26 protein-coding genes are annotated in these 24093 nt (G+C 35.5%); 15 read left to right on the plus strand and 11 right to left on the minus strand.

Annotated elements, in window-relative coordinates:
* The first annotated feature begins 11 nt into the window (after positions 1-11).
* Positions 12-1370: a PFL family protein gene (locus HMPREF3116_RS07550; protein ID WP_070468871.1), complete on the plus strand. Its 1359-nt coding sequence runs from the start codon at positions 12-14 to the stop codon at positions 1368-1370.
* A 123-nt stretch (positions 1371-1493) separates the two neighbouring features.
* Entirely contained in the window at positions 1494-2324 is an 831-nt protein-coding gene (locus HMPREF3116_RS07555; RefSeq protein WP_070468873.1) for an aldo/keto reductase, read from the plus strand.
* A gap of 206 nt (positions 2325-2530) precedes the next feature.
* On the opposite strand, the gene HMPREF3116_RS07560 is transcribed toward HMPREF3116_RS07555, so the two are convergent.
* Together HMPREF3116_RS07560 and HMPREF3116_RS07565 are read right to left on the minus strand one after the other, a co-directional pair.
* Complete coding sequence (locus HMPREF3116_RS07560) at positions 2531-3376, minus strand: aminotransferase class IV (protein WP_070468875.1); 846 nt, start codon at positions 3374-3376, stop codon at positions 2531-2533.
* Positions 3377-3733: 357 nt separating this feature from the next.
* Entirely contained in the window at positions 3734-6268 is a 2535-nt protein-coding gene (locus HMPREF3116_RS07565; RefSeq protein ID WP_070468877.1) for a transglycosylase domain-containing protein, read from the minus strand.
* A gap of 217 nt (positions 6269-6485) precedes the next feature.
* Between HMPREF3116_RS07565 and HMPREF3116_RS07570 the strand changes: the two genes are divergently transcribed.
* Entirely contained in the window at positions 6486-7400 is a 915-nt protein-coding gene (locus tag HMPREF3116_RS07570) for a diacylglycerol/lipid kinase family protein (protein WP_070468879.1), read from the plus strand.
* A gap of 72 nt (positions 7401-7472) precedes the next feature.
* On the plus strand, positions 7473-8204 hold the full coding sequence (locus HMPREF3116_RS07575; protein ID WP_070468881.1) for a YebC/PmpR family DNA-binding transcriptional regulator: 732 nt from the start codon (positions 7473-7475) through the stop codon (positions 8202-8204).
* Between the two features lie 123 nt (positions 8205-8327).
* Here HMPREF3116_RS07575 and HMPREF3116_RS07580 read toward each other — a convergent pair whose 3' ends face one another.
* Genes HMPREF3116_RS07580 through HMPREF3116_RS07620 form a run of 9 tightly spaced genes read right to left on the minus strand, consistent with a single transcriptional unit; the run spans position 8328 to position 16844 of the window.
* Positions 8328-8948 (minus strand): V-type ATP synthase subunit D, encoded by a 621-nt coding sequence (locus HMPREF3116_RS07580; protein ID WP_070468883.1) that lies wholly within the window; start codon positions 8946-8948, stop codon positions 8328-8330.
* A 14-nt stretch (positions 8949-8962) separates the two neighbouring features.
* Positions 8963-10384, minus strand: a complete 1422-nt coding sequence (locus HMPREF3116_RS07585) for a V-type ATP synthase subunit B (RefSeq protein WP_070468886.1) — start codon at positions 10382-10384, stop codon at positions 8963-8965.
* Positions 10385-10396: 12 nt separating this feature from the next.
* The gene (locus tag HMPREF3116_RS07590) at positions 10397-12163 is read right to left on the minus strand and encodes a V-type ATP synthase subunit A (protein ID WP_070468888.1); all 1767 of its coding nucleotides are present in this window, start codon (positions 12161-12163) and stop codon (positions 10397-10399) included.
* A 1-nt stretch (position 12164) separates the two neighbouring features.
* Positions 12165-12752, minus strand: a complete 588-nt coding sequence (locus HMPREF3116_RS07595; RefSeq protein ID WP_070468890.1) for a V-type ATP synthase subunit E — start codon at positions 12750-12752, stop codon at positions 12165-12167.
* A 17-nt stretch (positions 12753-12769) separates the two neighbouring features.
* On the minus strand, positions 12770-13075 hold the full coding sequence (locus HMPREF3116_RS07600; RefSeq protein WP_070468892.1) for a V-type ATP synthase subunit F: 306 nt from the start codon (positions 13073-13075) through the stop codon (positions 12770-12772).
* Complete coding sequence (locus tag HMPREF3116_RS07605) at positions 13075-13530, minus strand: ATP synthase subunit C (RefSeq protein ID WP_070468894.1); 456 nt, start codon at positions 13528-13530, stop codon at positions 13075-13077. Before HMPREF3116_RS07605 ends, HMPREF3116_RS07600 begins: the two co-directional genes overlap by 1 nt.
* 14 nt (positions 13531-13544) lie before the next feature.
* A complete protein-coding gene (locus HMPREF3116_RS07610) occupies positions 13545-15488 on the minus strand; it encodes a V-type ATP synthase subunit I (RefSeq protein ID WP_070468896.1) in 1944 nt (647 codons plus the stop codon).
* A complete protein-coding gene (locus HMPREF3116_RS07615) occupies positions 15485-16528 on the minus strand; it encodes a V0D/AC39 family V-type ATPase subunit (RefSeq protein WP_070468899.1) in 1044 nt (347 codons plus the stop codon). Before HMPREF3116_RS07615 ends, HMPREF3116_RS07610 begins: the two co-directional genes overlap by 4 nt.
* The gene (locus HMPREF3116_RS07620) at positions 16515-16844 is read right to left on the minus strand and encodes a hypothetical protein (protein WP_070468901.1); all 330 of its coding nucleotides are present in this window, start codon (positions 16842-16844) and stop codon (positions 16515-16517) included. Before HMPREF3116_RS07620 ends, HMPREF3116_RS07615 begins: the two co-directional genes overlap by 14 nt.
* 215 nt (positions 16845-17059) lie before the next feature.
* On the opposite strand from HMPREF3116_RS07620, the gene comGA reads away from it, so the two are divergent.
* From comGA to nusB, 11 genes are all read left to right on the plus strand, one after another.
* Positions 17060-18088: a competence type IV pilus ATPase ComGA gene (gene comGA / locus HMPREF3116_RS07625; protein WP_070468903.1), complete on the plus strand. Its 1029-nt coding sequence runs from the start codon at positions 17060-17062 to the stop codon at positions 18086-18088.
* Entirely contained in the window at positions 18027-19106 is a 1080-nt protein-coding gene (comGB, locus tag HMPREF3116_RS07630; RefSeq protein WP_070468905.1) for a competence type IV pilus assembly protein ComGB, read from the plus strand. The genes comGA and comGB overlap by 62 nt, the downstream gene beginning before the upstream one ends.
* Before the next feature lie 12 nt (positions 19107-19118).
* The gene (comGC, locus tag HMPREF3116_RS07635) at positions 19119-19424 is read left to right on the plus strand and encodes a competence type IV pilus major pilin ComGC (protein WP_070468907.1); all 306 of its coding nucleotides are present in this window, start codon (positions 19119-19121) and stop codon (positions 19422-19424) included.
* Between the two features lie 36 nt (positions 19425-19460).
* A complete protein-coding gene (locus HMPREF3116_RS07640) occupies positions 19461-19898 on the plus strand; it encodes a prepilin-type cleavage/methylation domain-containing protein (RefSeq protein ID WP_070468908.1) in 438 nt (145 codons plus the stop codon).
* A complete protein-coding gene (locus tag HMPREF3116_RS07645) occupies positions 19885-20199 on the plus strand; it encodes a type II secretion system protein (protein WP_246819077.1) in 315 nt (104 codons plus the stop codon). The genes HMPREF3116_RS07640 and HMPREF3116_RS07645 overlap by 14 nt, the downstream gene beginning before the upstream one ends.
* Positions 20165-20650, plus strand: coding sequence for a hypothetical protein (locus HMPREF3116_RS07650; protein WP_070468910.1), 486 nt, complete (start codon positions 20165-20167; stop codon positions 20648-20650). The genes HMPREF3116_RS07645 and HMPREF3116_RS07650 overlap by 35 nt, the downstream gene beginning before the upstream one ends.
* Entirely contained in the window at positions 20651-21142 is a 492-nt protein-coding gene (locus HMPREF3116_RS07655) for a hypothetical protein (protein WP_070468912.1), read from the plus strand.
* A gap of 149 nt (positions 21143-21291) precedes the next feature.
* Positions 21292-22371: a M24 family metallopeptidase gene (locus HMPREF3116_RS07660; RefSeq protein ID WP_083272814.1), complete on the plus strand. Its 1080-nt coding sequence runs from the start codon at positions 21292-21294 to the stop codon at positions 22369-22371.
* 97 nt (positions 22372-22468) lie between these two features.
* Entirely contained in the window at positions 22469-23029 is a 561-nt protein-coding gene (efp, locus tag HMPREF3116_RS07665) for an elongation factor P (protein ID WP_070468914.1), read from the plus strand.
* 23 nt (positions 23030-23052) lie between these two features.
* Positions 23053-23427, plus strand: coding sequence for an Asp23/Gls24 family envelope stress response protein (locus HMPREF3116_RS07670; RefSeq protein ID WP_070468916.1), 375 nt, complete (start codon positions 23053-23055; stop codon positions 23425-23427).
* Between the two features lie 21 nt (positions 23428-23448).
* The gene (gene nusB / locus HMPREF3116_RS07675; RefSeq protein WP_070468918.1) at positions 23449-24066 is read left to right on the plus strand and encodes a transcription antitermination factor NusB; all 618 of its coding nucleotides are present in this window, start codon (positions 23449-23451) and stop codon (positions 24064-24066) included.
* The last annotated feature ends 27 nt before the right edge of the window (positions 24067-24093 follow it).

The following is a 24093-nucleotide window of genomic DNA, read 5'->3' on the forward strand; positions in this document are numbered from 1 at the left end:
GAGAAGGAAAAATGCTAGAAATGAATAATATCATTGAAACAGTTTCAATGATTAAAGACAATAATTTAGATATTCGTACAATTACAATGGGGATTTCTTTAATTGATTGTGCGGATGCGGATATCGACCGTTCATGTCAAAAAATTTATGATAAAATTACAACTGTTGCTAAAGATTTAGTGAAAACAGGGGAAGAAATTGAAGAAAAATATGGTATTCCGATTGTAAATAAACGAATTGCTGTAACACCTATTTCTCAATTGTTAGCCGCTTCAGGTGGTGACCCGTTAAAGTATGCCCACATCTTAGATAAAGCAGCAAATGCAGTAGGCGTTAACTATATTGGTGGGTATACTGCTTTAGTACATAAAGGTTTTTCTGCAGGAGACCGTGAGCTAATTGAATCTATTCCACAGGCAATGGCAGAAACTGAACATGTGTGTTCGTCCGTAAATATTGGTTCAACTCGAGCTGGTATTAACATGGATGCTGTAAAGATCATGGGGGAAGTTGTTCGTCAAGCTGCCGAATTAACCCAAGAAAATGAAAGCATGGGAGCTTCTAAAATTGTGGTCTTCTGTAATGCAGTCGAAGATAATCCATTTATGGCAGGTGCCTTCCACGGACAAGGAGAACCAGATGTTGTCATCAATGTTGGTGTTTCTGGACCAGGTGTTGTTAGAAATGCTTTAGCAGAACTTTCAAAGGATGCTTCACTTGAAACAGTTGCAGATACGATCAAACAGACAGCTTTCAAGGTTACACGTATGGGGCAATTAGTTGGGACTGAAGCTTCTAAGATGCTGGGTGTACCTTTTGGTATTGTTGACTTATCTCTAGCCCCTACACCGGCTGTTGGTGATTCTGTTGCTCATATTCTAGAAGAAATAGGTTTAGATCAAGTAGGTGCTCATGGATCAGTAGCAACTTTAGCGATGCTTAATGATGCAGTTAAAAAAGGTGGCATCATGGCATCTTCTAACGTTGGAGGTCTGTCAGGTGCCTTCATACCGGTTACAGAAGATGCAGGTATGATTGCAGCGGCAGCTGATGGTACTTTGAATATTGAAACTTTAATGTCAATGACAGCTGTTTGTTCAGTCGGTTTAGATATGATTGTTATTCCAGGAGATACTACGCCAGAAATTATTTCAGCTATTATTGCGGATGAAGCAGCAATTGGAATGATCAACTCTAAAACGACAGCCGTCCGTGTAATTCCAGCAATTGGTCGTCAAGATGATGAAGTATTAAACTTTGGTGGATTATTCGGTGAAGGATCTGTCATGCAAGTGAATAGAACCTCTCCAAGTACTTTTATTCACCGAGGTGGCCGTATTCCGGCTCCAATCCAATCACTTAAAAATTAAGCTGATTTTTAAGTCAAAGCCGTTACCTTATCACAAGGTAAGGGCTTTTATTTGGTGGTCTGAAATATTCCAACTATAATGTAATATACAGTGTAAACTGAATAAATACTAAGGAGTATTGCCATGAATTTATTAAACCAAACATTCACCTTAAATAACGGTGTAGAGATTCCAAAAATTGCCTTAGGTACTTGGCAAACGCCAACGGCAGAAGCGGTAAGCTCAGTCCGCTTTGCCTTAGAAAATGGCTATAAACATATTGATGGTGCACATGCGTACGAAAATTCTAAGGGAATTGGTGAAGGCATTAAATCTTCAAATGTGAGTCGTGAAGATATCTTCATTACGACTAAAGTACGTGGTGAGTCGAAAACTTATGAAGCAGCTATGGACAATTTCTATCAAGAATTAAAAGATTTAGATACTGATTATATTGATTTATTATTAGTACATTGTCCGACGCCTTGGCGATTTTTCTCTAGAACAGATGAAAATCGTCCAAATTTCTATGAAGAGAATATTCAAGTCTGGCGTGCTTTAGAAGAGCTGTATGACAAAGGATTGGTTCGTGCAATCGGTGTTTCTAACTTTAACGCAGATGACTTACAACATTTAATTGAAAATACAAAGATTAAACCAGTTGTAAACCAAATTAAATACCATATTGGTTACACTCAAGAAGATATTGTATCATACTGTGAAGCGAATGATATTATCGTTGAAGCTTATTCATCTTTAGGTACAGGTCGCTTGTTAGGTAATGAAGACATTAAAGCTATTGCAGATAAGTACAATGTATCTGTACCACAATTATGTTACCGCTATCCACTGCAAAAAGGTCACATCATCCTACCGAAATCTGTTCATGAAGAATATATTCTTGCCAATGCTAAATTAGATTTTGAGATTGCTGAAGCTGATATGGCAACTTTAGATGCATTTATGATTGAATAATCTAATGTCATATTTCATGGAAAATGGAGATAGAAAGCAATTAACGCTAAAATAAAAATCGAGATGAATCATTATATATATGATTTCTTAATGCAGTTTTTATTTTCGACTCACTACGTTTTTTAAACGCTTAAGAAACCTTCAACTCTTTCTAATTTACAAGGAGTTGAAGGTTTTCTTTGTTGGGAGAATGGATAGTTTTTAACTCATCTTTTAAACCCCTTTTTAGAGACAATGTACTGATTAACTAAGCGATAGTATTCGCGCATAATAGTCAAAATGATTGGATTTTTTATTGATTCTAGTGCGATGTTATTGATAGAAGCTATAGGCAATATATCATTACCTGTTCCTGAAATAAAAGCACCATCAATGGTATTTAATTCAGACACAGGTATCTTTTGTTCAATAATATCAATTTGCTGCTGCCGACAAATATCTACAACTTTAGAACGAACAATTCCTAAAAGAACATTTTTAGCTGGAGAAGTATAGAGTTTATCTCCTTTAACAATAAATAAATTTGAACGACTGCCTTCTGTAAGATTATCTTCTTGATCAACTAATAGCACTTCATAAGCACCTGTTTTTTCTCGTTTTGCTAGTACAGTTTTTTGATACTCTTCACGTTGGAGCTTGATATTCGGATCTTCTCTTTCCAAATTCAATAATGTTGTTTTAATGCCAGACTGATAATAGCTCCTAGGCGGATAAAAACTTTTAGTAAAGAAAGCCAGTAAACCTATGTCTTTATTCCATATCAATTTGATGTTCTGATCAAAGGCGCTATTCTGATCAAAGGCGCTATTCTTATTTATAAGTTGATATAAACGACTGATTAAGGTATTATCTGAATCCGTTAAGGGATTACCGACGTATAAAGCAGATGTTCTGAATCTTAGCAAATGATCTTCTAAAAACAGGGGTATGCCTTCTTTAACACGAATCACTTCATACACATTTTTTTCTGTTAATTGTTCAAAGGGATGTAAGTTGTCTGTAGATTGTTCTTTATCATTATGATAGTACAAATTTTGTTCAACATATTCCATATTTTTCATCCTTTTTATTTTATAAAGCTAGATCATTTATTTAGGAGAGCAACAATGTTCTATTCTACATAAGTTTATCACTTTTTCTAAATGAAGACAGTAGTATTTTTTTAGAGTATATAGATACAAAATACTTGATATAAGAAGCTTTTAATGCCGAAAAAATAATAAAAAAGACTTCAAAAATATAGGGTGGATGGGGTTTATTTACTTCATCTATCTTTTCGTAATGATTAGGTATGTGATCTGCTATATTTTAAAAAATAAAACCCTTCAACGCTTTCTAATTTAGAAGGCGTTGAAGGGTGTCTTTGTTAGGTGATTGAGTTATTTTCCAGTGTCACCTTATTTATTTACTTAACCATCTTGTTGAATGTTATCTTCTTCAAGTTCTTGACGACGTTGTTCATTTTCTGCACTACGTAGTTTAAAGGATTCTAATACTTCTTGTACTTTAGTATTCACTGAAGCATTTGTCTTAGAACGGTAAGGTTCTAATTTATTCATATAGTCATCCATTGAACCGCCGATTCCAAATGTAAAGCTTGGCTCTTTTGGATCCATCGCAGCTGTGAACAACTCAGTATTCGTAGAAGCTGAAGAAGGAATAGAGTAGTTGGTATCGTATGGTCCTTCAAAGTTTCCAGATTTTGTACCTGTTTCAGTAACAACAGTTTCTTCATGAATGCCTTCCGGTTCCTCAAGGACTTCGCCAGATCCCATCGTTTTTGGATAGTAATAATTTAATCGGTTTCCTAAAGTTGTCCAGTATTGTAATGAACGTTGAGCAGGTGTTCCGTAAACTGCATTTTCTGCTTGGCTATATAAATCGCGTGTTTGGGTGATGTTATCATAACCAATCCAAGAGGTAAGGGTGACATTAGGTGTTGAACCATTGGCCCATAAATCTCTAAATTGTTCTGAAGTACCAGTCTTTAAGAACCAGTCTAAATCACTGTCCATTTGCGCTTTATAAGAGGCCATAGCACCTGCACTTGTTGCATCCTTTAAGATGTCGGCGATAATGTAAGCGACGTCTTCATCGAATACTCGCTCTTTTGTAGTTTGATGCTGATACACCACGTTGCCATTAGCATCAGTTATTGTTTCAATTAGATAAGGCTCAACATATACACCACCGTTAGCAAATGTTGCAAAGGCAGCAGCATTTTCCAAGACAGTAGGTCCATATGTAGTACCCCCTAGTGATAATGCAATGTGATTGAATTCATCAGGTGTAATAGCGTCGCTCAATCCCATCTTATAAGCATAGGATTGAATATCTACACCTTGATTTAATAATTCATTATACAAGGCTAATGTTGGGTTATTCATCGAATTTGATAGGGCATAACGGGCAGTCACAAAATCATTTGAAATGGTAGTTCCAAAGTTTGTAGGTTCATACACAGTACCATTTGGCTCTACAATTCGTGTATAGGTATCTGCAAGCATGGTATTGGCACCTGCAATCTGCTCTTGTAGAGCTGGTCCGTAAGTTAAGATCGGTTTAAATGATGAACCTGGTGAACGCCGTGACCTAAAAGCATGGTCTACCTGACTAGTATCAAAGTCAATTCCGCCAACAAAACCAAGCACTTGACCTGTATCATTATCTAATAAAACTGTTCCATTTTGAACGGGTTCTTCTACTTCAATCGTTTCTCCAGTTTCTGAGTCTGTTGATTCTCCGTAATAAGTTGTACCAAAAGAAGCCGAAAACTCTTGTACAGTTGAATTCATTGTTTCATAAATATCAGGATCAACGGTTGCTTTAATTGTTAAACCACCATTACGCATTTGGCTTTCAGCTTCAGCATAATATTGGTTATATAACTGATCATTGGCATTAACATCCGACATCGTTAAACCATCAGCAGCGACTTTTTGTTCCATTAAAATGTCGATCGTTTCTAACTCAACAGCTTGGTATATATAAGAATTCCGTTCGTCTGGCACTTCTTCACTCGTACCAGCACTTAAGAAGTCTTGCGTAATATCATAGTTCATAGCCTCTTGGTATGCTTCTTCTGTAATATAGTTGGTTAATCGCATACGCTGCAAGACTTCATGTGAACGAGTAATACCATCCTCTAAATATTCACTCTCCTTCAGCTCACCAGATTGTAAGAAGGGTGTGTAGGTATATGGATTTTGTGGGATACCGACTAGGAAGGCTGCTTGAGCAAGTGTTACATCACTAGCTGAAACGCCAAATATACCTTGAGCAGCAGTTTCAACACCAGCTATATTTTCGCCTTTATTATTCCGACCATACGGAGACTCATTTAGGTAGCCCTGTAGAATTTGTTCTTTTGAATAGTGGTTTTCTAAACGCATAGATAATAGCATTTCTTTTGCTTTACGTTCAAAAGAAACTTCATTCGTTAATAACTTTTGCTTGATTAATTGCTGAGTTATAGTTGAACCACCAGAAGACTCTCCCACACCAAGGAAAGTTGAGACCCCAGCACGAATGATTGCTGAAGGCACAATACCATCATGCTCGAAGAAGTTCTCATCTTCAGTAGCCACTAAACCATTAATGATAAAGGGACTCACATTTTCAAGTTCAGTGTTTTCACGAACCAAATCAGCACGAATACTTGAAATCTCCGTATCATCACTATAGGTCATGGTGGAGATTTCGCCAGCATTTTCAACCGCATTGGCCAGTTCTTCTTCAGTAGGAATTGGCATATCTTCTACTAAACCAATGAAATAACCTGCGCCCAATCCGAATCCAAATGCTCCTGCAAGAAAGAGGATGAGTAATAAGATTAGGAAGATCTTTGTTAAAGATTTGAAAGCAATACTTACATAGAACATGACTTTTTCAAGTCTAGAAAGTTCGTTCCCGGTTTTCTTCTTTTCTTCATTGTTTTTTTTCACTATACACACACTTTTCTATAACGTTTTTTATTGTAAAAAATAGGTTAATTTCCTGTTAATTATATCAAAACAATTGTATACATGCTATTAGAATTAGTCATTGTAAAGTGAATGAGCCACCATAATTAAACTTAAAAATTATAAAATCTTAAAGATAGCTTAATTTTCTTCGTTTTAGTAAAATAAAGTTAACTTAAATAAAATGGAGGTAAAGCACATGTCTAAAGCAATGTTGATTATTAATCCAGCATCAGGTAAAGGAACAGGTGAAAGAATCCAAGCTGATTTAGAAATGGCTTTGACCGCATCTTTTGACGAAATTGAAACAAGATTTACTCAAGGTGAAAGCGACACCAAATACTGGTCTCGTGAAGCAAGTGAAAAAAACTATGAAGCTGTTGTTGTAGTTGGTGGAGATGGTACTGTTAATGAGGGAATTTCTGGTATAGCTGAGCTAGATACGCGTATTAAATTCGGATTTATACCTCTTGGAACAGCTAATGACTTAGGACGAGCTTTGGGTATCAGCTTAAATCCGAGGAAAGCAGCTAAAGATTTAACAAATTTTAAAACAAGAAAAATTGATATTGCAAGAATTAATAATCAATACTTTTGTAATGTAGCAGCAATTGGTGCTATTCCATCAGCAGTTATGGAAACATCAAGTGAAGAGAAATCAAAGTTTGGTTTTTTCGCTTATGTGCGCGATTCAATGCGAGCAGTCTTAAAGAACAGTCCATATACTTATAAACTGATCTTAGATGATGATAAAGAAGTTGAAATTTCTACAAAAGTTCTTGTCATCGCTTTAACTAATAGTGTGGGATCTTTTGAGAACATGGTTGCCAAAGCTTCGCCAGATGATGGCCTGTTACATATTATGGCTTTGAAAGATGAAAATTTATTAATGGAAATACCAGGATTGTTAAAAGAGCTGAATGGTGGTTACATATCGGAAGCAAATAATATGCTCACATATCACGTCAAAAAAGTGGTAATTAGTGTAATGAATGAGAACGCAATGGATGTGAAGGTGAATATTGATGGAGAAACTGGACCGATTTTGCCAGTTGAAATTGAAATCTTACCATCACATATTGAAGTTATGGTACCGAGTGAAGCGACGGAATAGGCTTTATTGCTATGATGTCAATACTTTGCTATAATAATTTAGTGGAATACTACGTGAAAGAAGGTATATATCTTGGCAGGACATAATAAATGGAGCAAGATTAAAAATAAAAAAGGTGCAACTGATGCTAAGCGTGCGAAAGTCTTTCAAAAACTTTCTCGTGAAATCTATGTAGCAACAAAAGCAGGTGGACCAGATCCAGAATCAAATCCATCTTTACGTTTGGTTATGGATAAAGCAAAAGCTGCAAACATGCCTAATGACAATGTCAATCGTGCAATTGAAAAGGGATCTAGCAATAATGCAGGTGAAGACTACGACGAAGTAACTTACGAAGGTTATGGACCAGGCGGTATTGCTATCTTAGTAGAAACGCTAACTGATAATACAAACCGTACACTAACAAGTGTTCGTACTATTTTTAATAAAAACGGTGGTTCATTAGGTGAATCTGGTTCAGTAGCTTATATGTTTGACCGTCAAGGTTATATCGTCATTGAACGTGAAGGATTAGACCTTGATGAAGACGAAATGCTTATGAATGTGATTGAAGCTGGTGGAGAAGATATGACCACTTCAGATGAGGTATTTGAGATTTATACAGAAGCCTCTGACTTTACATCTGTTCGTGATGCTTTAGAAGAACAAGGATTTAAATTAGCACAAGCCGAACTGACAATGGTAGCTAAAACAATGTTAGATTTACCTGAAGATAAAGCAAGTCAACTTGAAAACCTAATCGATCTATTAGAAGACGATGACGATGTACAAAATGTACACTATAATACAGAGCTCAGTGAATAACTGAAAGATATGATTAAAGGTATTGGTGAGATATTCTTAGGAGCTTCTTGCCAATGCCTTTTTGCATACAAAAAGACGACCTATGTGAATAAGCTGGTAGCTTATCTACATAGGTCGCTTTTGTTATTTACTATTTATGATACGTTTAACTACTTTTAGACGTGTAAATTCTTCACGTTCTTTTTCTTCAAGAGCTGAAGAAATTGATTTTTGTGCATCTTCCAATTGTGGAATAGTAACATTTTGAAGGGCATTTACCCGTTTTTGCGTTTTTTGCATATTATTTGCTAAACGATATGCCGCATTCTCAACTTCGGCGATTTGAATCAGTAATTCTTTTACTCTATGAAAAGCAATTCTAGCTTCATCAATCGCAACAGTATTGTCATAGAATGAGTAAGCGGGTTTCATAGGTCGAGGTTGATAGTTAATTTCTGGTACCTCTGAACCCATGACACTACGTACTTTTAATTGGATATCGTCTTCAACATCTACGTTAGTTGATGCATCATTTACACTTAAAATACCATTTTCATATGCAGCAATTGACAATTTATGATATGCCAATTCATAAGCTTTTTTTAAGTCATCCTGTAAACCAGAAGCCTTATTCAGCAATTCAATTAACTCATTCATTAAGATAATTCGTTTGCGGTCCATCAATAGGTAACCGCTACGTGAAAGATCTAATGTCTTTTGAATTTGCATTAGGTTCCCCTTGGTAGGGGTGTTGTTAATATCCATTAATTTTCACCACCTTAAACTAGGGGCTTTTCAGTTGTCTGTTGGTTTAATACCTCATCAGCAGTATCTTTGTAGTATTTATCAAGGATTTCAGTATCCATACGAGTCAATTCTTCACGTGGGAAAATACCCAATAATTTCCAACCTAAATCTAATGTTTCTTGAATTGTTCTAGTTTCATCTTGACCTTGACCAACAAAATGTTGTTCAAATAATTCACCAAATTTTAGGTAAAGTTTATCAACATCTGATAATTCTTCCTCACCGATAACAGAAGCTAAAGACTTAGCTTCATTAGCACCAGAATAAGAAGCGAATAATTGGTTAGCAACGTCAGAATGGTCTTCACGAGTATAACCTTCACCAATACCGTCTTTCATCAAACGAGAAAGTGATGGTAAAATTCCAACTGGTGGATAAACGTTTTTACCCTCAATTACACGGTCAAGTACTATTTGGCCTTCAGTTATATATCCTGTAAGGTCAGGGATAGGGTGAGTAATATCATCATTAGGCATGGTTAGAATTGGAATTTGAGTTACAGAGCCCGGTTTACCTTTAACAATACCAGCCCGTTCATAAATTGTTGCTAACTCAGAATAAAGATAACCTGGGTAACCTTTACGAGAAGGGATCTCTTGTTTAGCAGAGGATACTTCACGTAAGGCTTCAGCAAATGAAGTCATATCGGTTAGAATAACCAACACATGTTTACCTAAATCATAAGCTAAGTATTCAGCGGTTGTTAGCGCAACACGAGGGGTGATTAATCGCTCCATAACAGGATCATCAGCTGAGTTTACAAACATCGTTACATGGTCCATTGCACCAGACTCTTCGAATGAACGACGGAAATAATCCGCAATATCATGTTTTACACCCATCGCAGCAAATACAACAGCAAATTCTTCATCAGAATTTTCGCCCAATTTCGCCTGTTTAACAATTTGAGCAGCTACCTGATTATGACTCATACCATCACCAGAGAAAATAGGTAATTTCTGACCACGAATTAACGTCATTAATCCATCGATTGCTGAGAACCCAGTTTCAATATAATCACGTGGGTATACACGAGATACAGGGTTCAGTGGTGCACCATTCACATCACGTTTAATGTCAGAATGTATTGGGCCTAAATTATCAATTGGTCGACCGATACCATCAAACACACGACCTTGAATTTCAGGCGCAAGTTCGATTTCTAAACCGTGACCAGTAAATTGAGTGTGTGTATTGTCTAGAGACATAGAAGTAGTAGAATCAAATACTTGAATGATGGCTTTTTCACCTTCCATTGTAATAATTTGACCTAATTTTTCTTCATTACCGTTTACGCGAAAGCGTACGATATCGTTATATGCAGCGCCTCTAACACCGTCTACAACTACTAGAGGGCCATTAATGGAATTTAGTCCTAGATATTCTATTGCCATTATTATTCCCCCTTAACCATTCTCTTGCATAGCATTTTCATAGAATGTATCAATATCCTCAAAGTAGTGATCGAAATCAGCTAAGTTATCATTTGAGGTCGTATACTTCATATTGATGACATCAGTGAAAATATTTGATTTATTCAGATATGACATAGGCATTCCCCATTGAATCAATGACTTCGCGCGGTGATGTAAGTAAAGAATTACTGCCATCATCTTTTCTTGTTTAGCCATTGGTACCGCTGAGTCAACTTTATGGAAGGTATTTTGTTGTAAGAAACCTTCACGGAAGACACGAGCAGTTTGTAAGACTAATTTTTGGTGGTCAGGTAAGACATCAGAACCAATTAATTTTACAACTTCCATTAATTGATCTTCTTCATGTAAAAGAGCCATCATTTCAGCCCGGTTAGCTAAGAATTTTTCAGAAACGTTCGCATTATACCAAGCACCTAAATCGTCCACATATTGACTATAGGAGTTCATCCAGTTAATAGCAGGATAATGGCGTTTATGCGCAAGTTCTGAATCTAATCCCCAGAAACAACGAACAAAGCGTTTAGTGTTTTGTGTAACTGGTTCAGAGAAGTCTCCTCCTTGAGGTGAAACAGCACCGATGATCGATACTGAACCCTCAGATTGGTTTAAGTTACGCATGTAACCAGCCCGTTCATAGAAAGTTGCTATACGACTAGCCAGGTAAGCAGGGAAACCTTCTTCAGCAGGCATTTCTTCAAGTCGGCCAGATAATTCACGTAAAGCTTCCGCCCAACGGGAAGTTGAATCGGCCATAATTGCTACGTCATAACCCATATCACGGTAGTATTCAGCGATAGTCAACCCAGTATAAATTGAGGCTTCACGAGCTGCCACCGGCATATTAGAGGTATTGGCGATAAGAACTGTACGTTCCATTAGTGGTGCATTTGAACGTGGGTCAATCAATTTTGAGAAGTCTTCAAGTACTTCTGTCATTTCATTACCGCGTTCTCCACAACCGATATAAACAATTACATCCGCATCTGCATATTTCGCAATCTGATGTTGCATAGTAGTTTTACCAGTACCGAAACCACCTGGAATAGCAGCCGTACCGCCTTTTGCAATAGGGAAGACAGAATCAATAATCCGTTGTCCAGTAATTAGTGGTGTTGTGGATTCAAAACGCGAAGCAACAGGACGTGCTTGGCGAATTGGCCATTCTTGGTAAGCCTTGATTTCATCGATATCACCATTAAAACGACGCACTTTAACCAAGATATCTTCTATAGTATAGTCACCCTCAACTACAACATCTACTACTTCACCAACGATTGTTGGTGGTACTAATACCTTGTGCGTAACCGCATTAGATTCAGGAATTTCTGCGACAATAGCACCACCAGAAACTTGATCACCGACTTTCACAACAGGTTTCACATGCCATAAAGTAGATTTGTCTAATGAGTCTACTTGTACACCACGTTTAATCATATAGCCAGATTGTTTTTCAATCTCAACTAATGGGCGCTCAATACCATCATAAATATTATTGATTAAGCCAGGGCCTAATTGTACTTTAATAGGCATTGTTGTACCGTAAACGTGTTCTCCAGGACGGATACCAGCGGTTTCTTCATACACTTGGATCGTGGTTTCTTTTTCATTGATTGAAATCACTTCACCAACTAATTTATCCTCACCAACATGTACCATTTCTTGCATAGATAAGTCGGTTGGACCAGCAATTTTAACGATTGGACCCGAAACTGAATAAATAATATTTTCGCTTGCCATTCTAGTCATCAACCTCCTTGATTGTAAATTCATTTTCAGCATTCGCTAACAGGGTAGAGAAAGAATAATCAACTAAAACTTGACGGTCTTTTAGCACTCCACGAACGCCGCCTAAAAACTCACGGTCTGAAATTTTAACATTTGCATTTGTTTCATCTAAAAGAGAAGCTTGCAAAGCTTGGTCAGAGTGATTGATATAAACAACCAATTCTTCACGACTCTTATCAGCATAATTTTTTAAGTTATTAATCATCACAACTAATTGATTGCGATATTCATCTGTTTGCATATATTTTTGAACCGCTTCGTTAAATTCAGCGAATAAAGATTTTTTTAACTTTTCTTCTTGTAAGTACAAGTCATGTTGTAAGTGAATATGACTTTGAGAAATATTCTTATTTAACTCTTTTCGCATATCTTTTTTTGCATTTACAAACTTTGCATCAAACTCTTGATTGGTATTTTTTACAAACTCATCATAGTCTTTTTGCAAAGTTGCTTGGTATTGATTAACTTGTTCATCAATAATACTTTGTGCTTGTTGGTTTACTTGCGTTTCAAAATAAGCAAATTTATCTTCTAAATCCATTGCTTAAAACTCCCATTCTATAATTGAATACCAATTGCATGTTGAATCGTTTCTGCAATGGTATTGGTCGCATTTTGATATTCATTTGCACCTAAGACTGAAGTGATAAGTGGTGTCGCTTGGTTAAAGCGAACATCATTAACAAGGTCTTGATTGCTTTCAATTAGGGAAGGTGAAATATAAAGAATGCCAATGTCTTTATTTGCTATTGCTTTTTTAAAGGCAGGTTCAAATTCCGCAGGCTTTACAATTTCACCTTCAATGCCTACTAACCGCAATCCAGTCAAAGTGTCTAAATTATCACAGATTACGTAAGCTTTCATTATAGTTGACCTAAAATCATGAATGAGATGATCAAACCATAAAGGGCAACCCCTTCAGCAAGACCAACGAAGATTAATGAACGACCGAAGATTGAACCATCCTCTGAAATAGCACCTAGAGCAGCTGATGCAGCAGAAGCAACGGCAATACCACCACCGACACAAGATAAACCGGTAGATAAAGCAGCGGCAATGTAGCCAAGACCAGTTGCTAAGCCAGCAGCTTCACCAGCTGTTTCTGCAGCAGCACCAGTGGATGCCAGTGCAACTTCAGGGTTATAAGCTAATACGATGGCAATTAAGATTCCAGCAACAACGAATACGATATTAGTTGTTAATGATTTCTTGTAGCGTTTTTTTGTCTTTTTGCCTGTATAGAAATAACCAAACGGTAAAACGAACCCTAAAACGAAAGTAGCAATCATAGTTAGTTTAATTAATAATTCTGTTGTCATTTTTATTTTCTCCTTTAATCTTTAATCCAAATATTTTTAAATTCAATACCATCGCCACGATAGAAGTGACTGAAAATTTCATAAAATTCAAGACGTAAAACTTGAATAGCCACAACTAACCCTTCAAAACCAGTTACAAATAAATTACCTAAAATGACTACTAACCAGTTGATATTACCGCTATTCTCAGCGCCAGCAAACATCAATACCACACTCATCATAGCGCCATGGGAAATCGCAAAAGCACCCACACGAACGAATGAAATTGAATTTGAGAAGTAAGTTAGTAGGGTTTCAAAAGTTTCAAAGAAGATAGTTAAAGCTTTAATTACGATATTATCGCCATTAGCTTCTTTGTGATTTTCTAATTTATGAATAATTTCTTCTTTAAAGGCAATTGTAATTAAGGTTAATGCTAGGATAGCGATTAAAATACCAATTGCTGGAATTGTATGTCCAGACATATATAGTATCAGCATGGCTACTAAAACAAAGTAGAAAAGAAAACCGGCAATACCATTCTTATCAAGAATAGCTTCCCATTTTTCTCCAGCATTAAATCGTTGTACGATATTCATCATCATTGTTGCTAAAATCATAAACATACCAAAGGCAACAGCTACGATAAATACTGTATTTAAGCTTCCAAAGAACGGAATATCAGTCATATGAGTCATTGGATGTAACCACAAAGCAGGAATCACATCTTCAAATCCAAAAATAGACCCGTATAGAAAACCAAAGATGGTTGAGCTCAAACCAATTGGCGCTAGCATACCGATTGGACGTAATTTCTTGTTAAAGAATCCGATTAGTCCCACTAAAAATAGCATTAAACCTTGTCCCACATCTCCAAACATGGCACCAAAGAGAAGGGAGTAAGAAATACCTACAATCGCCGTTGGGTCAAGTTCGCGATAGTTTGGAACACCATACATCTTGGTCAATAACTCAAATGGACGGATTAAGAAATTATTCTTCATTTTGGTTGGAGGATTTAAATGACTATTATCATCTTCATCTTCTATATACATCGTTACGTTTGGATCATTCTTTACTTCATCGCTGAATTTTTGTGCGTCAGATTGTGCCATCCAACCAATTAATAAGTAACGTGTTTCTTTCTGTGCAAATTCTTCACGCGTAATCGCTGCAAATTTTCGAACACCAAAAGCCTGTGATAAGTCCATTAATCGACTCTTAGCCGCTAATAAGTCTGGGGCAACTGGTGTAACCAAAGCACGCATTTTTCGTTTTAATTGAATTAATTGGCTCTCAGTTTCTTCTACTAGATTCTGATATTTGTGTGTAATTTCACGGAAACTACCACTTTCTTCAGGTAAGTAAATTCGTTCCCAAGCTAATGAGAAAAGAAGGGCATCCACACGTTGTCGTGCTTCATCTGGTGTGAAGTATACACCGTAAACATATTTTTCAGTTTCTTCACTTTCAACGAAGATAGCAGGTACCATTGTTTCGACATATTTTTTAAATTTACGGTAGTTTTCACGAGTGAAGCGACCAAAACGGAATTTAATATGATTCATTTCGTAAATTTTATCAAGGGTGAAATCAATCGATTGGAAAGGTCTAAACATTAATAATTTTTCGTTTGCTTCATCATGTTCGGCTTGAACCTTCGCAATTGCTTCGCGTTCTTTTTGTAGGCTGGCTTCTACCTCGTTCACTAAAGATTGTGCTTCCGTAAAAGACATTGGTTTGTCTATGTGGATGTTTTTACCATGTTCGACGTTTGTGTAATCTAATAAGTTATCAATTCGTTCTTCCCAAGGTTCGTAAGGGTTTGGACTTGTATAGGGACGAAGTGTTCGAATCTCTGACAACTCCTTCAATGCATTTTCTAAATGGATAGGATAGTGGGTCAAATAACGATCCGCCATCCGGTCAATATCGTCACGAGGACCTGTAATATTGACTAAGCGCATTTCGGTTATCATTGATTTAAACTCCTTTCTATGGGTGAAATATTTTTATATGAAATTCGTTCAGTTAATTCTTCTAACATTAGTAATGAGCGACGGCTATCTTCTAAATAATGAATAATTGCATACATAGATTTCGGCGCTCTTGTTGCTAGATGCCGTTGTAAAGAACTTAAAAACGCTATTTCATATTTTTGAAGGGATTCATCAGTTGATAAATGTTCAAAAATATCACCATAGCCTAGCTCAGCAACTGTGATTTCGAAATTACGAATATCAGGTGCCTCTAGCAATCGATCAATATACTCATCGTTTAAGCGATAATGAGCATCCACTAGAGCAGAAGTCACTTCGTTATTACTTAATTGATAGAGGAATTTCAAACGATAAATTGTAAAGATATTTAAAATATCAAAACGAGCACCAAACAATTTCTTAAAACCGTTTAGCGATTCTCCTGTTAGATATTTTTTGCCGCCATGCCAAATTTGTTGGATAACGAATTGGTCAAAGGCGATTTCAAATTCATAGCGTTGATAGTCATTTTGACTAAATAAATTGCTATAATTTTGGAAAAAAGGTCCATAAATGGTGTCAGCAAGTGCATCTACAACGGTCTTCACATCGGTTGCCATGATGAGTTCTGTAGTTTTGAACTTACGATTATCATCAAGATAGTGAGTAACAGGACTCATGATGACTGTTGTTTCACCACGATTAACTACCGATCTTAGGGTATGTTTGATAAACCAAGCTTCAAAAAACATTGCATATCGTTTAAGGAAAGCGCGTTGTTGTAATGAGGCAAATCGATATATCTTTAAAAACTCAAAGAAATTGCCGTAATTAAGCATCAACTCAATATCTTCACGCGAAGAGACATCAGTGTTTAATACTTCTGCTGCTTTTTTGTAAGAAGGATTTTCAGTGATCAATGTGTACAATTCATTTAATGTACGAACATCCCCTTGGGCTTCTATTTTTTCACTAGTCAGTAAATGCTTCCGCATACCATGAATTTTTGTATCTATAGCAGTATAGTTATCCAATTTCATCGACTCCAAGCTTTGTTACTTTTTCCATGAACTTGTCTACATAAAGACCGCGTTCATTGTCAAGAATTTCTTGAATGCGTTGCATTTTACGGGAAAATTCGGCAGAAAGATTATGAGAAGTTTCATAGTCTTCAGAACTAAACGATTCTTTGGTTGTTTCGATTTTTTTTGCATAAGCCTCATTAGATGCTTGTAAAAAATCGCGTTTTTTATCATCAAAAGATTTTTTAATTTTCATTTTCTGATTTTGAACCGTATTCTCCGCATCTTTAGCCGTATTTTCAATTTGATATAAACGATTTACGATGTCATCCATTGCAGTTCCCTCCCTTTTTTTTGTGCCATTTTTATGGCCTAACTTAAAGTATATCATTTCAAAAAAAATTCAAAATTAAAACGGTAGCTTATCATGCAAAAGTGGGCAAAAAAATGAGATGCGCTTTTTTTTGCATATTATTTTCATTTTATTAGTGCATTTGCAAATATTTTTCGTATAAATTATATGATCTTAAAATACTTGGAGGTGGTAGGTTGAAAGAAATTATTGATGAAATTATTAGTATGGCATTATTAAAAAGGTCTGATGATATTCATATACTGCCAGAAGGAGAGGAATACCACGTTTTTCTTAGAGACGGACACCAATTAATTTTGCAGAATACCTTTGACTTTGAAAAAGGTAGTCAGTTGATTCGGTTATTGAAATATATGGCGAATATGGATGTGGGTGAAAAACGAATGCCACAAGATGGGGCAATGGTTTATGACTTGGTAGATGAAAAAATTGAATTACGTCTATCCTCAATATCTAATTATCTTATGCACGAATCTTTAGTTATTCGTGTTTTCCATGATAAGTTAACCTATGAATTTGAATCTAATCATTTAAATCAAGAAGCTTATGACATTATGAATAAATACATGAAGCGTAAGAGTGGGTTAATTATTTTCTCTGGACCAGTATCTTCAGGAAAAACCACAACCATCTATCAGTTACTTAGAAATGCTTATCAATCAAGGGCTAGTCAAATCATAACGATAGAAGAGCCAATAGAAATTAAAGAACCAACTTTTCTGCAGACGGAAGTTAATGAAAAGGCGGATATCACCTATGATCGACTGTTAACCGCTAGTTTGCGTCACCATCCTGATATTATTCTAATTGGTGAAATTCGTAGCGAGGAAACAGCTAGAATGGTCATAAGAGCGTCATTAACTGGTCATCTAGTATTAGCCACTGTTCATGCAAAGAATACTTTTGGTGTGATTGGTAGATTAAAGGAATTGGGCATTACTAATGAACAATTAGTACAAACACTCCTTTTGGTTGTTGCCCAACGGCTGCTACCTAAAACATCTAATTCCGTAAGTAATTTGACAGAAAAGATCGCTTTATTTGAGCTACTTCATAGTGAGGAATTGAGTAATTTTATTTTAAATCATATTTATCCAAATAATTTTCAATCGCTCAATTTATTGTTAAAGGAGGCCTATACCAATGGCTATATTACGAAAAACACTATGGAAGAGTATCGATTGGAAACAGTTAGCGAATACTGAAATCACATCGACTTGGAACCCTCAATTACAGGCAAATGTTCTCTTATATATTGCTGAAATGCTCCAAGAAGGTTTTCCAATGTTAGAAATTTTTGACTTTTTAATGATCATTTATCCTAAACAAGCAATATCATTTAGGAAAATGAGCACAGGATTTTCAGCTGGTCAATATTTCTACCAAGTTGTTCATATCATGAAAATCCATGGAAATGTAGCTTATCAAATCCAGGTTGCAGAAGCATATGGTCAATTTGGGTTAGGGCTAGAAGTAATTGCAAAGTACATTCAAGAGCGTGACCTACAGATGAAAAAACTAAAAGGTGTATTGATTTATCCGTTAGTGTTAATTGCTTTGATGATTGGGATGTTATTTGGTCTACGTATATTCCTTTTGCCTCAACTAGAGACGATGTTAGTGGGTGAAAGTAACAGTTTATTGACAGGGTTATTAATTTTCTTGCAAGAGCTGCCTTTAATCGTCATAGGGTTCACTATAGCAATATTCACTATCCTTACGCTTTATTATTTTTGGAAGAAGCGGACTAACCCATTAGATAGAGCAAAGCTATATGTGAAATTACCAGTTGTAGGCAAAATTTGTAGAATTTACTACACACAATTTTTTGCTTACGAATTTAGCCAACTCTTTAAGATAGGCTATTCAGTAAGACAAATTACTGAATCTTTAATGAATCAAAATGAGGTGGCTTTTTTACAGGCATTTGGTGAATATTTAGATAAAAAATATTACCAAGGTGTATCATTTGCAGATAGTTTAAGAGCAGTAAATGTGTTTACCCATGAATTTCCAGCGATAGTTATCCAAGGTGAGTTGTTGAATCAATTAGCAATTAAGACAAGGCTGTATAGTGAAAGGACGCTAAGGCTCTTATATGAAACGATTGATAAACGAATCAAAATGATTCAGACCTTTCTATTTCTTAGTGTCGCCATTTGTGTGGTGATGGTTTATTTAATTTTAATGTTACCTATGCTGACAATGTTAGGAACACTATAAGGAGAATTTATTATGAAAAAATTATTAACGAACTTAATTATAAAGTGTCGAAAAAACAAAGCGTTTACATTGATCGAGATGGTTTTGGTCCTATTTATTGTAGCAGCCTTGCTACTGCTCATTATACCGAATATGACAGAACAAGCAAATAATGCAAAAGCGAAGACGGATAAAGCGTTAGTTGAAACAGTTGAAGCACAAAAAAATTTATATTTATTAGAAAATGATGGCCTACAAAGCGTTACAGCTGAAAAATTAGCAAATGACGGCTATATTACTCAAGATCAATTAAATCAATATAATGCTATAAAAAAGTAAATTAGAAAAATTCTAGATGATTAGGAGGGGTAGATCTTGAAAAACAACTTTAAAAGTAAATTGGGATTTACCCTTCTTGAATTAATACTGGTACTATTTACCTTATCATTATCACTAATACTTGCGGTCCCATATGCAAGAGAAGCTAATACTCGCTATGAATCAAAAGTAATGGTGCGTAATGTCATGCAACATTTTGAATATGTACACAAGATGACCGTAGTTCGAAAAGGCGTGTACTTTGTGACTTTTAAAGAAAATACAGTTGAGTTTAGGGGAGATCTAACTAAATCTTTACCAGATGATAAAACTTTTGTATTTCCTGAAGAAACTACTTTTAACAAAATTAATAGAATTACTATCACACCTTCAGGAAATGTGGGTGCACAGACAATTACTTTAATTACACCAACAAAAAATTATGCCATTGTATTTCAATTAACAGGAGGTCGCTATCGAGTTGAAGAAAAATGAATATATACGCTCACAACATACCAATAACAAGTATAAACGGGGTTTTATGTTAGTAGAGTCTCTTATCGGTATCTATTTGATAGGAATGATGGTAGTTTTATTGGTTGCAAATCAACAAATCCAAATCCAGAAATTAGGCGAAAGTGAAGCCGCATTAGCTCGGAGTCGTGAACAGTTTCATCAGTTAAATGCTGTTCAATTTGGCGCTAGTATTCATGAAGGTATTAGCATAGATTTAGCTAGAGGAATGCTGGAGGATCAACGATATGATAAAGTCGAGAAATTTAAGATTCAAAACTAACTCAAGACACACAAAACATAAGGAAGGTTTTACTTTACTAGAATTAATTTATGGTTTATTTTTTTATGCACTCATTCAGTTCACTTTTATAGCAGTTATGGGATTAGAAATGGATATTTATCAATACTTTGAAAAAATCGCTTATGATGATTTTGACGTCTTTTCATTTCAATTTTTACAAGATCATAATCAAGCCAAACTGGTCTCTTCAACAGCACACAGTCTTTCGATAATAGAAGATAAAAAAATAGGTACATTTCGTTATCAGAAGGCAAAGGGAAATACTGACTGGATTGTCTACCGATTAAATGGTGGCTACGAGCCTAAAATCCCTAATGCTACTAGTTTAAATATTAAAGCAGTAACATCTAGTAATTATTTGTTTACTGTCATACTATCTGACGGAAAACAGTATCAAGTACTTTTACCTCTAGAAAAAGGTGATAAGTAGATGAGAAAAAGAGGATTTATACTATATACTTCCTTATTGTTCATGTCTATTCTAACTATTATATATTTAGTCAATTTGAGTATGTATAGTAGTCAAATTAAACTGAATGAAGAGATACATGCTTCTTATCAAGCACAAATACTTTCCAGGCTTGCAGTTGAACATATTATCGCTAAGCATAGCCTTGAATCCTCTAAGAGGTTAGAGGATAGAAATAATATGTCAATAGACGAAAGCAAAGAAATAGAAAAGGAAATGAATGGAGCCAAAATCGATTCGAATGATGTAAATCAAGACAAACAATTAGATGAAAAAGATAACATTACAAATGAGACGATATTAGCTAATGGTGAATGGACCAAGTCTTTTAATAAAGGAAGTGTGTATGTAGAACTAAAAAATGGTCAATTTAATACTAGAGTTAAATTAGTAAAAAACAGTTCCCAGTATACCTACAAAGATATACCCTATGATAGGAGAAAAAATAAATAATATATCATGATTAAATGTAAGATAATTTGATACAAATTCAGGGGTGAGTAAAGGCAATTTTCAATAAAAGCTGATATATGCTATACTAATTGGGCTATAAAAGTGGTTCTATTTAGAGAGATAGATTAGTCAATATGAGGTGAAAAAGTTTGGAAAACAGAATAAGTGCTTTGCAAGAAAGCATGGCAGCTGAAGGCATTAATGCATATTATGTCACTGATCCTTTTAACTTAAGATATATCAGTGGATTCACTGGAACAAGTGGTACCGCGTTAATTACTTCTAATAAAGCTTACTTCATTACAGATTTTAGATACAGAGAACAAGCGAAAGCACAGTGTATAGGTTTTGAAATCATCATTGCTGGTGGATCAGCAGCTCATACTAGTCCTTTGAGATTTGTACAATCTGTGGTGGTAAACGAAAATCTGAGTCAATTAGGTTATGAAGAAGAATATATGACAGTTGCGAAGTTCGATGAGCTAGAAGATATTGTTTCTGCTCGATTAATTCCTGCATCTGGTATGATAGAAGCTTTACGTCAGACTAAGGATGAAGGAGAAATTGCTACTATTCAACACGCCTGTGAAATTGCAGATGCAGCTTTTAACCATATCTTAGACTTTATTAAAGTAGGGATGACAGAGATTGAAGTCGCAAATGAATTAGATTTCTATATGCGAAGTAAAGGTGCTAGTGGTGTATCATTTGAAACGATTGTTGCTTCAGGCTATCGTTCCGCAATGCCACACGGTGTTGCTTCTGATAAAATAATTGAAGAAGGAGATATCGTGACCTTGGATTATGGTTGTTACTATAATGGGTATGTCTCTGATATTACTAGAACGATTGCTGTAGGGGAACCTACAAGTAAAATGAAAGAAATATATGATATTGTCTTTCAAGCTAACCAGCTTGTAAATGAGCAGGCTAAAGCAGGCATGACTGGTGAAGAAATGGATGCAATAGCACGTGATTTTATAGCTAGCCATGGATATGGAGATGACTTTGGACATTCACTTGGTCACTCTATTGGTTTAGATATTCATGAGTCACCAAACGCAAGTATGCATAATAAACAAGTATTGAAAGTGAATACGGTTATCACTAACGAACCTGGTATTTATCTAGAGGGTATCGGTGGCGTCAGAATTGAAGATGATTTGATTTTAAAAGAAGATGGTAATAAAGTGCTTACTCACTCACCACGCCATTTGATTATCATCTGATTTAGTGCAAATGAACGAATGCATCCGACTTTTTGAGCCAGGATGCATTTTAATGTGTTATAATTTTGATAGGATTAAATTTTTAGGAGATGTAAATATGATTACAACAAACGATTTTAAAACAGGATTAACGATTCAAGATAACGGAAACTTATTCCGTGTTGTGGAGTTCCAACATGTTAAACCGGGTAAAGGGTCTGCTTTTGTGCGTTCAAAATTAAAAAACTTACGGACTGGCGCATTGTTAGATAAAACTTGGCGAGCAGGTGAAAAAGTAGAAACTGCGCATATTGAAAGTCGCGATATGCAATATCTATATGCGGATGGTGATATTCATGTATTTATGGATAATGAAACGTATGAACAAATAGAAATTCCGGAAAATCAAATTAATGATGAACTAAAATTTATGTTAGAAAATATGGAAGTAAAAGTCATCACTTTTGGTGCCGAAGTTTTAGGTGTTGAATTACCAAAAACTGTAGAATTAGTAGTTACTGAGACTGAACCTGGAATAAAGGGAGATACAGCTTCAGGTGGGTCAAAACCAGCTACTATGGAAACAGGTGTAGTGGTTAATGTGCCGTTCTTTGTTAACGCTGGTGATAAATTAGTCATTAATACCACTGATGGTGGAGAGTATATTTCACGCGCGTAATTTGATATAAGGAGTGAACGACAATGGCTAACAATAATGAAGCATACAAGCAAAATCAGCTGCAATCTACTGGTGCAATTGAAATTGCTCCTCAAGTAATCGAAAACATTGCCGCAGCAACTGCCTTACAAAGTGAAGGTGTTCGGGCAATTAAACGTGCGAATAAGACTATTCAAGATGTTTTCCAACGTGATGCCGGAGTAATCCTTTATCAAAATGATCTAAATGAAATGGTGCTAGATATGTCTGTTGAATTATATTTTGGCTCTGCAGTTATTGCAGTTGCTCAAAATATTCAAACACAGGTAATCGATCAGGTAAAATTTATGACAGATATTACGATTGATGTTGTGAATGTACATGTGACGAACTTATCTATGGAAAAAACAAGTAAATAAATCGTATTAAGGGGAACAAGTATGAAATTAGGGTTATCACAAATTAGAGAACTCGCTGTATTAATATCTTATCAACAAGAGTTCAATCCACAACTTTCTTTAGAAAGTGCCTTCAAGCATATTCTTCAAAATCATAAGAAATTGGGTCAGAAGGTTAACTTTGAAGAATTAACAGAAGAAGAATTTATTGAGTATGAAAACCATGCAATTAAGTTGAAGGATAGTATTGAGCATATTTCAACAAAAAATCATTTTGATAAATTACCGGATGTAACTGAAGATGTGACTGTTCCCGCTTATTTACGTACATTAGTAGAAGGTGTTAAAGCCAATCGCTTTGAAATAGATCAAATGATCGATAACCACATTCATGGTAATTGGTCGGTACAACGTTTAGAGTTAGTAAACCTTCAAATTTTACGCATTGCAGTATTTGAATTATTATTTACGGATAAAGAAACTGTCCCTCGAGTAGTTGCAGTTAATGAAGCAATTGAGTTAGCAAAACTTTATTCAGACGATCGTGCGCGTAAATTTATAAATGGTATTTTATCGAATATCTTAGCAGAATTAAAAGCCAATGAAGATACAAACGATGAGCATAAAACAAATGTAAGTGCTGAGAATATGGTTGAGTAATAGTTTGGAGTGTTAGAGGCCGGGACT

It is taken from the genome of Aerococcus sp. HMSC10H05, from assembly GCF_001806975.1.
Classification (GTDB): domain Bacteria; phylum Bacillota; class Bacilli; order Lactobacillales; family Aerococcaceae; genus Aerococcus; species Aerococcus viridans_B.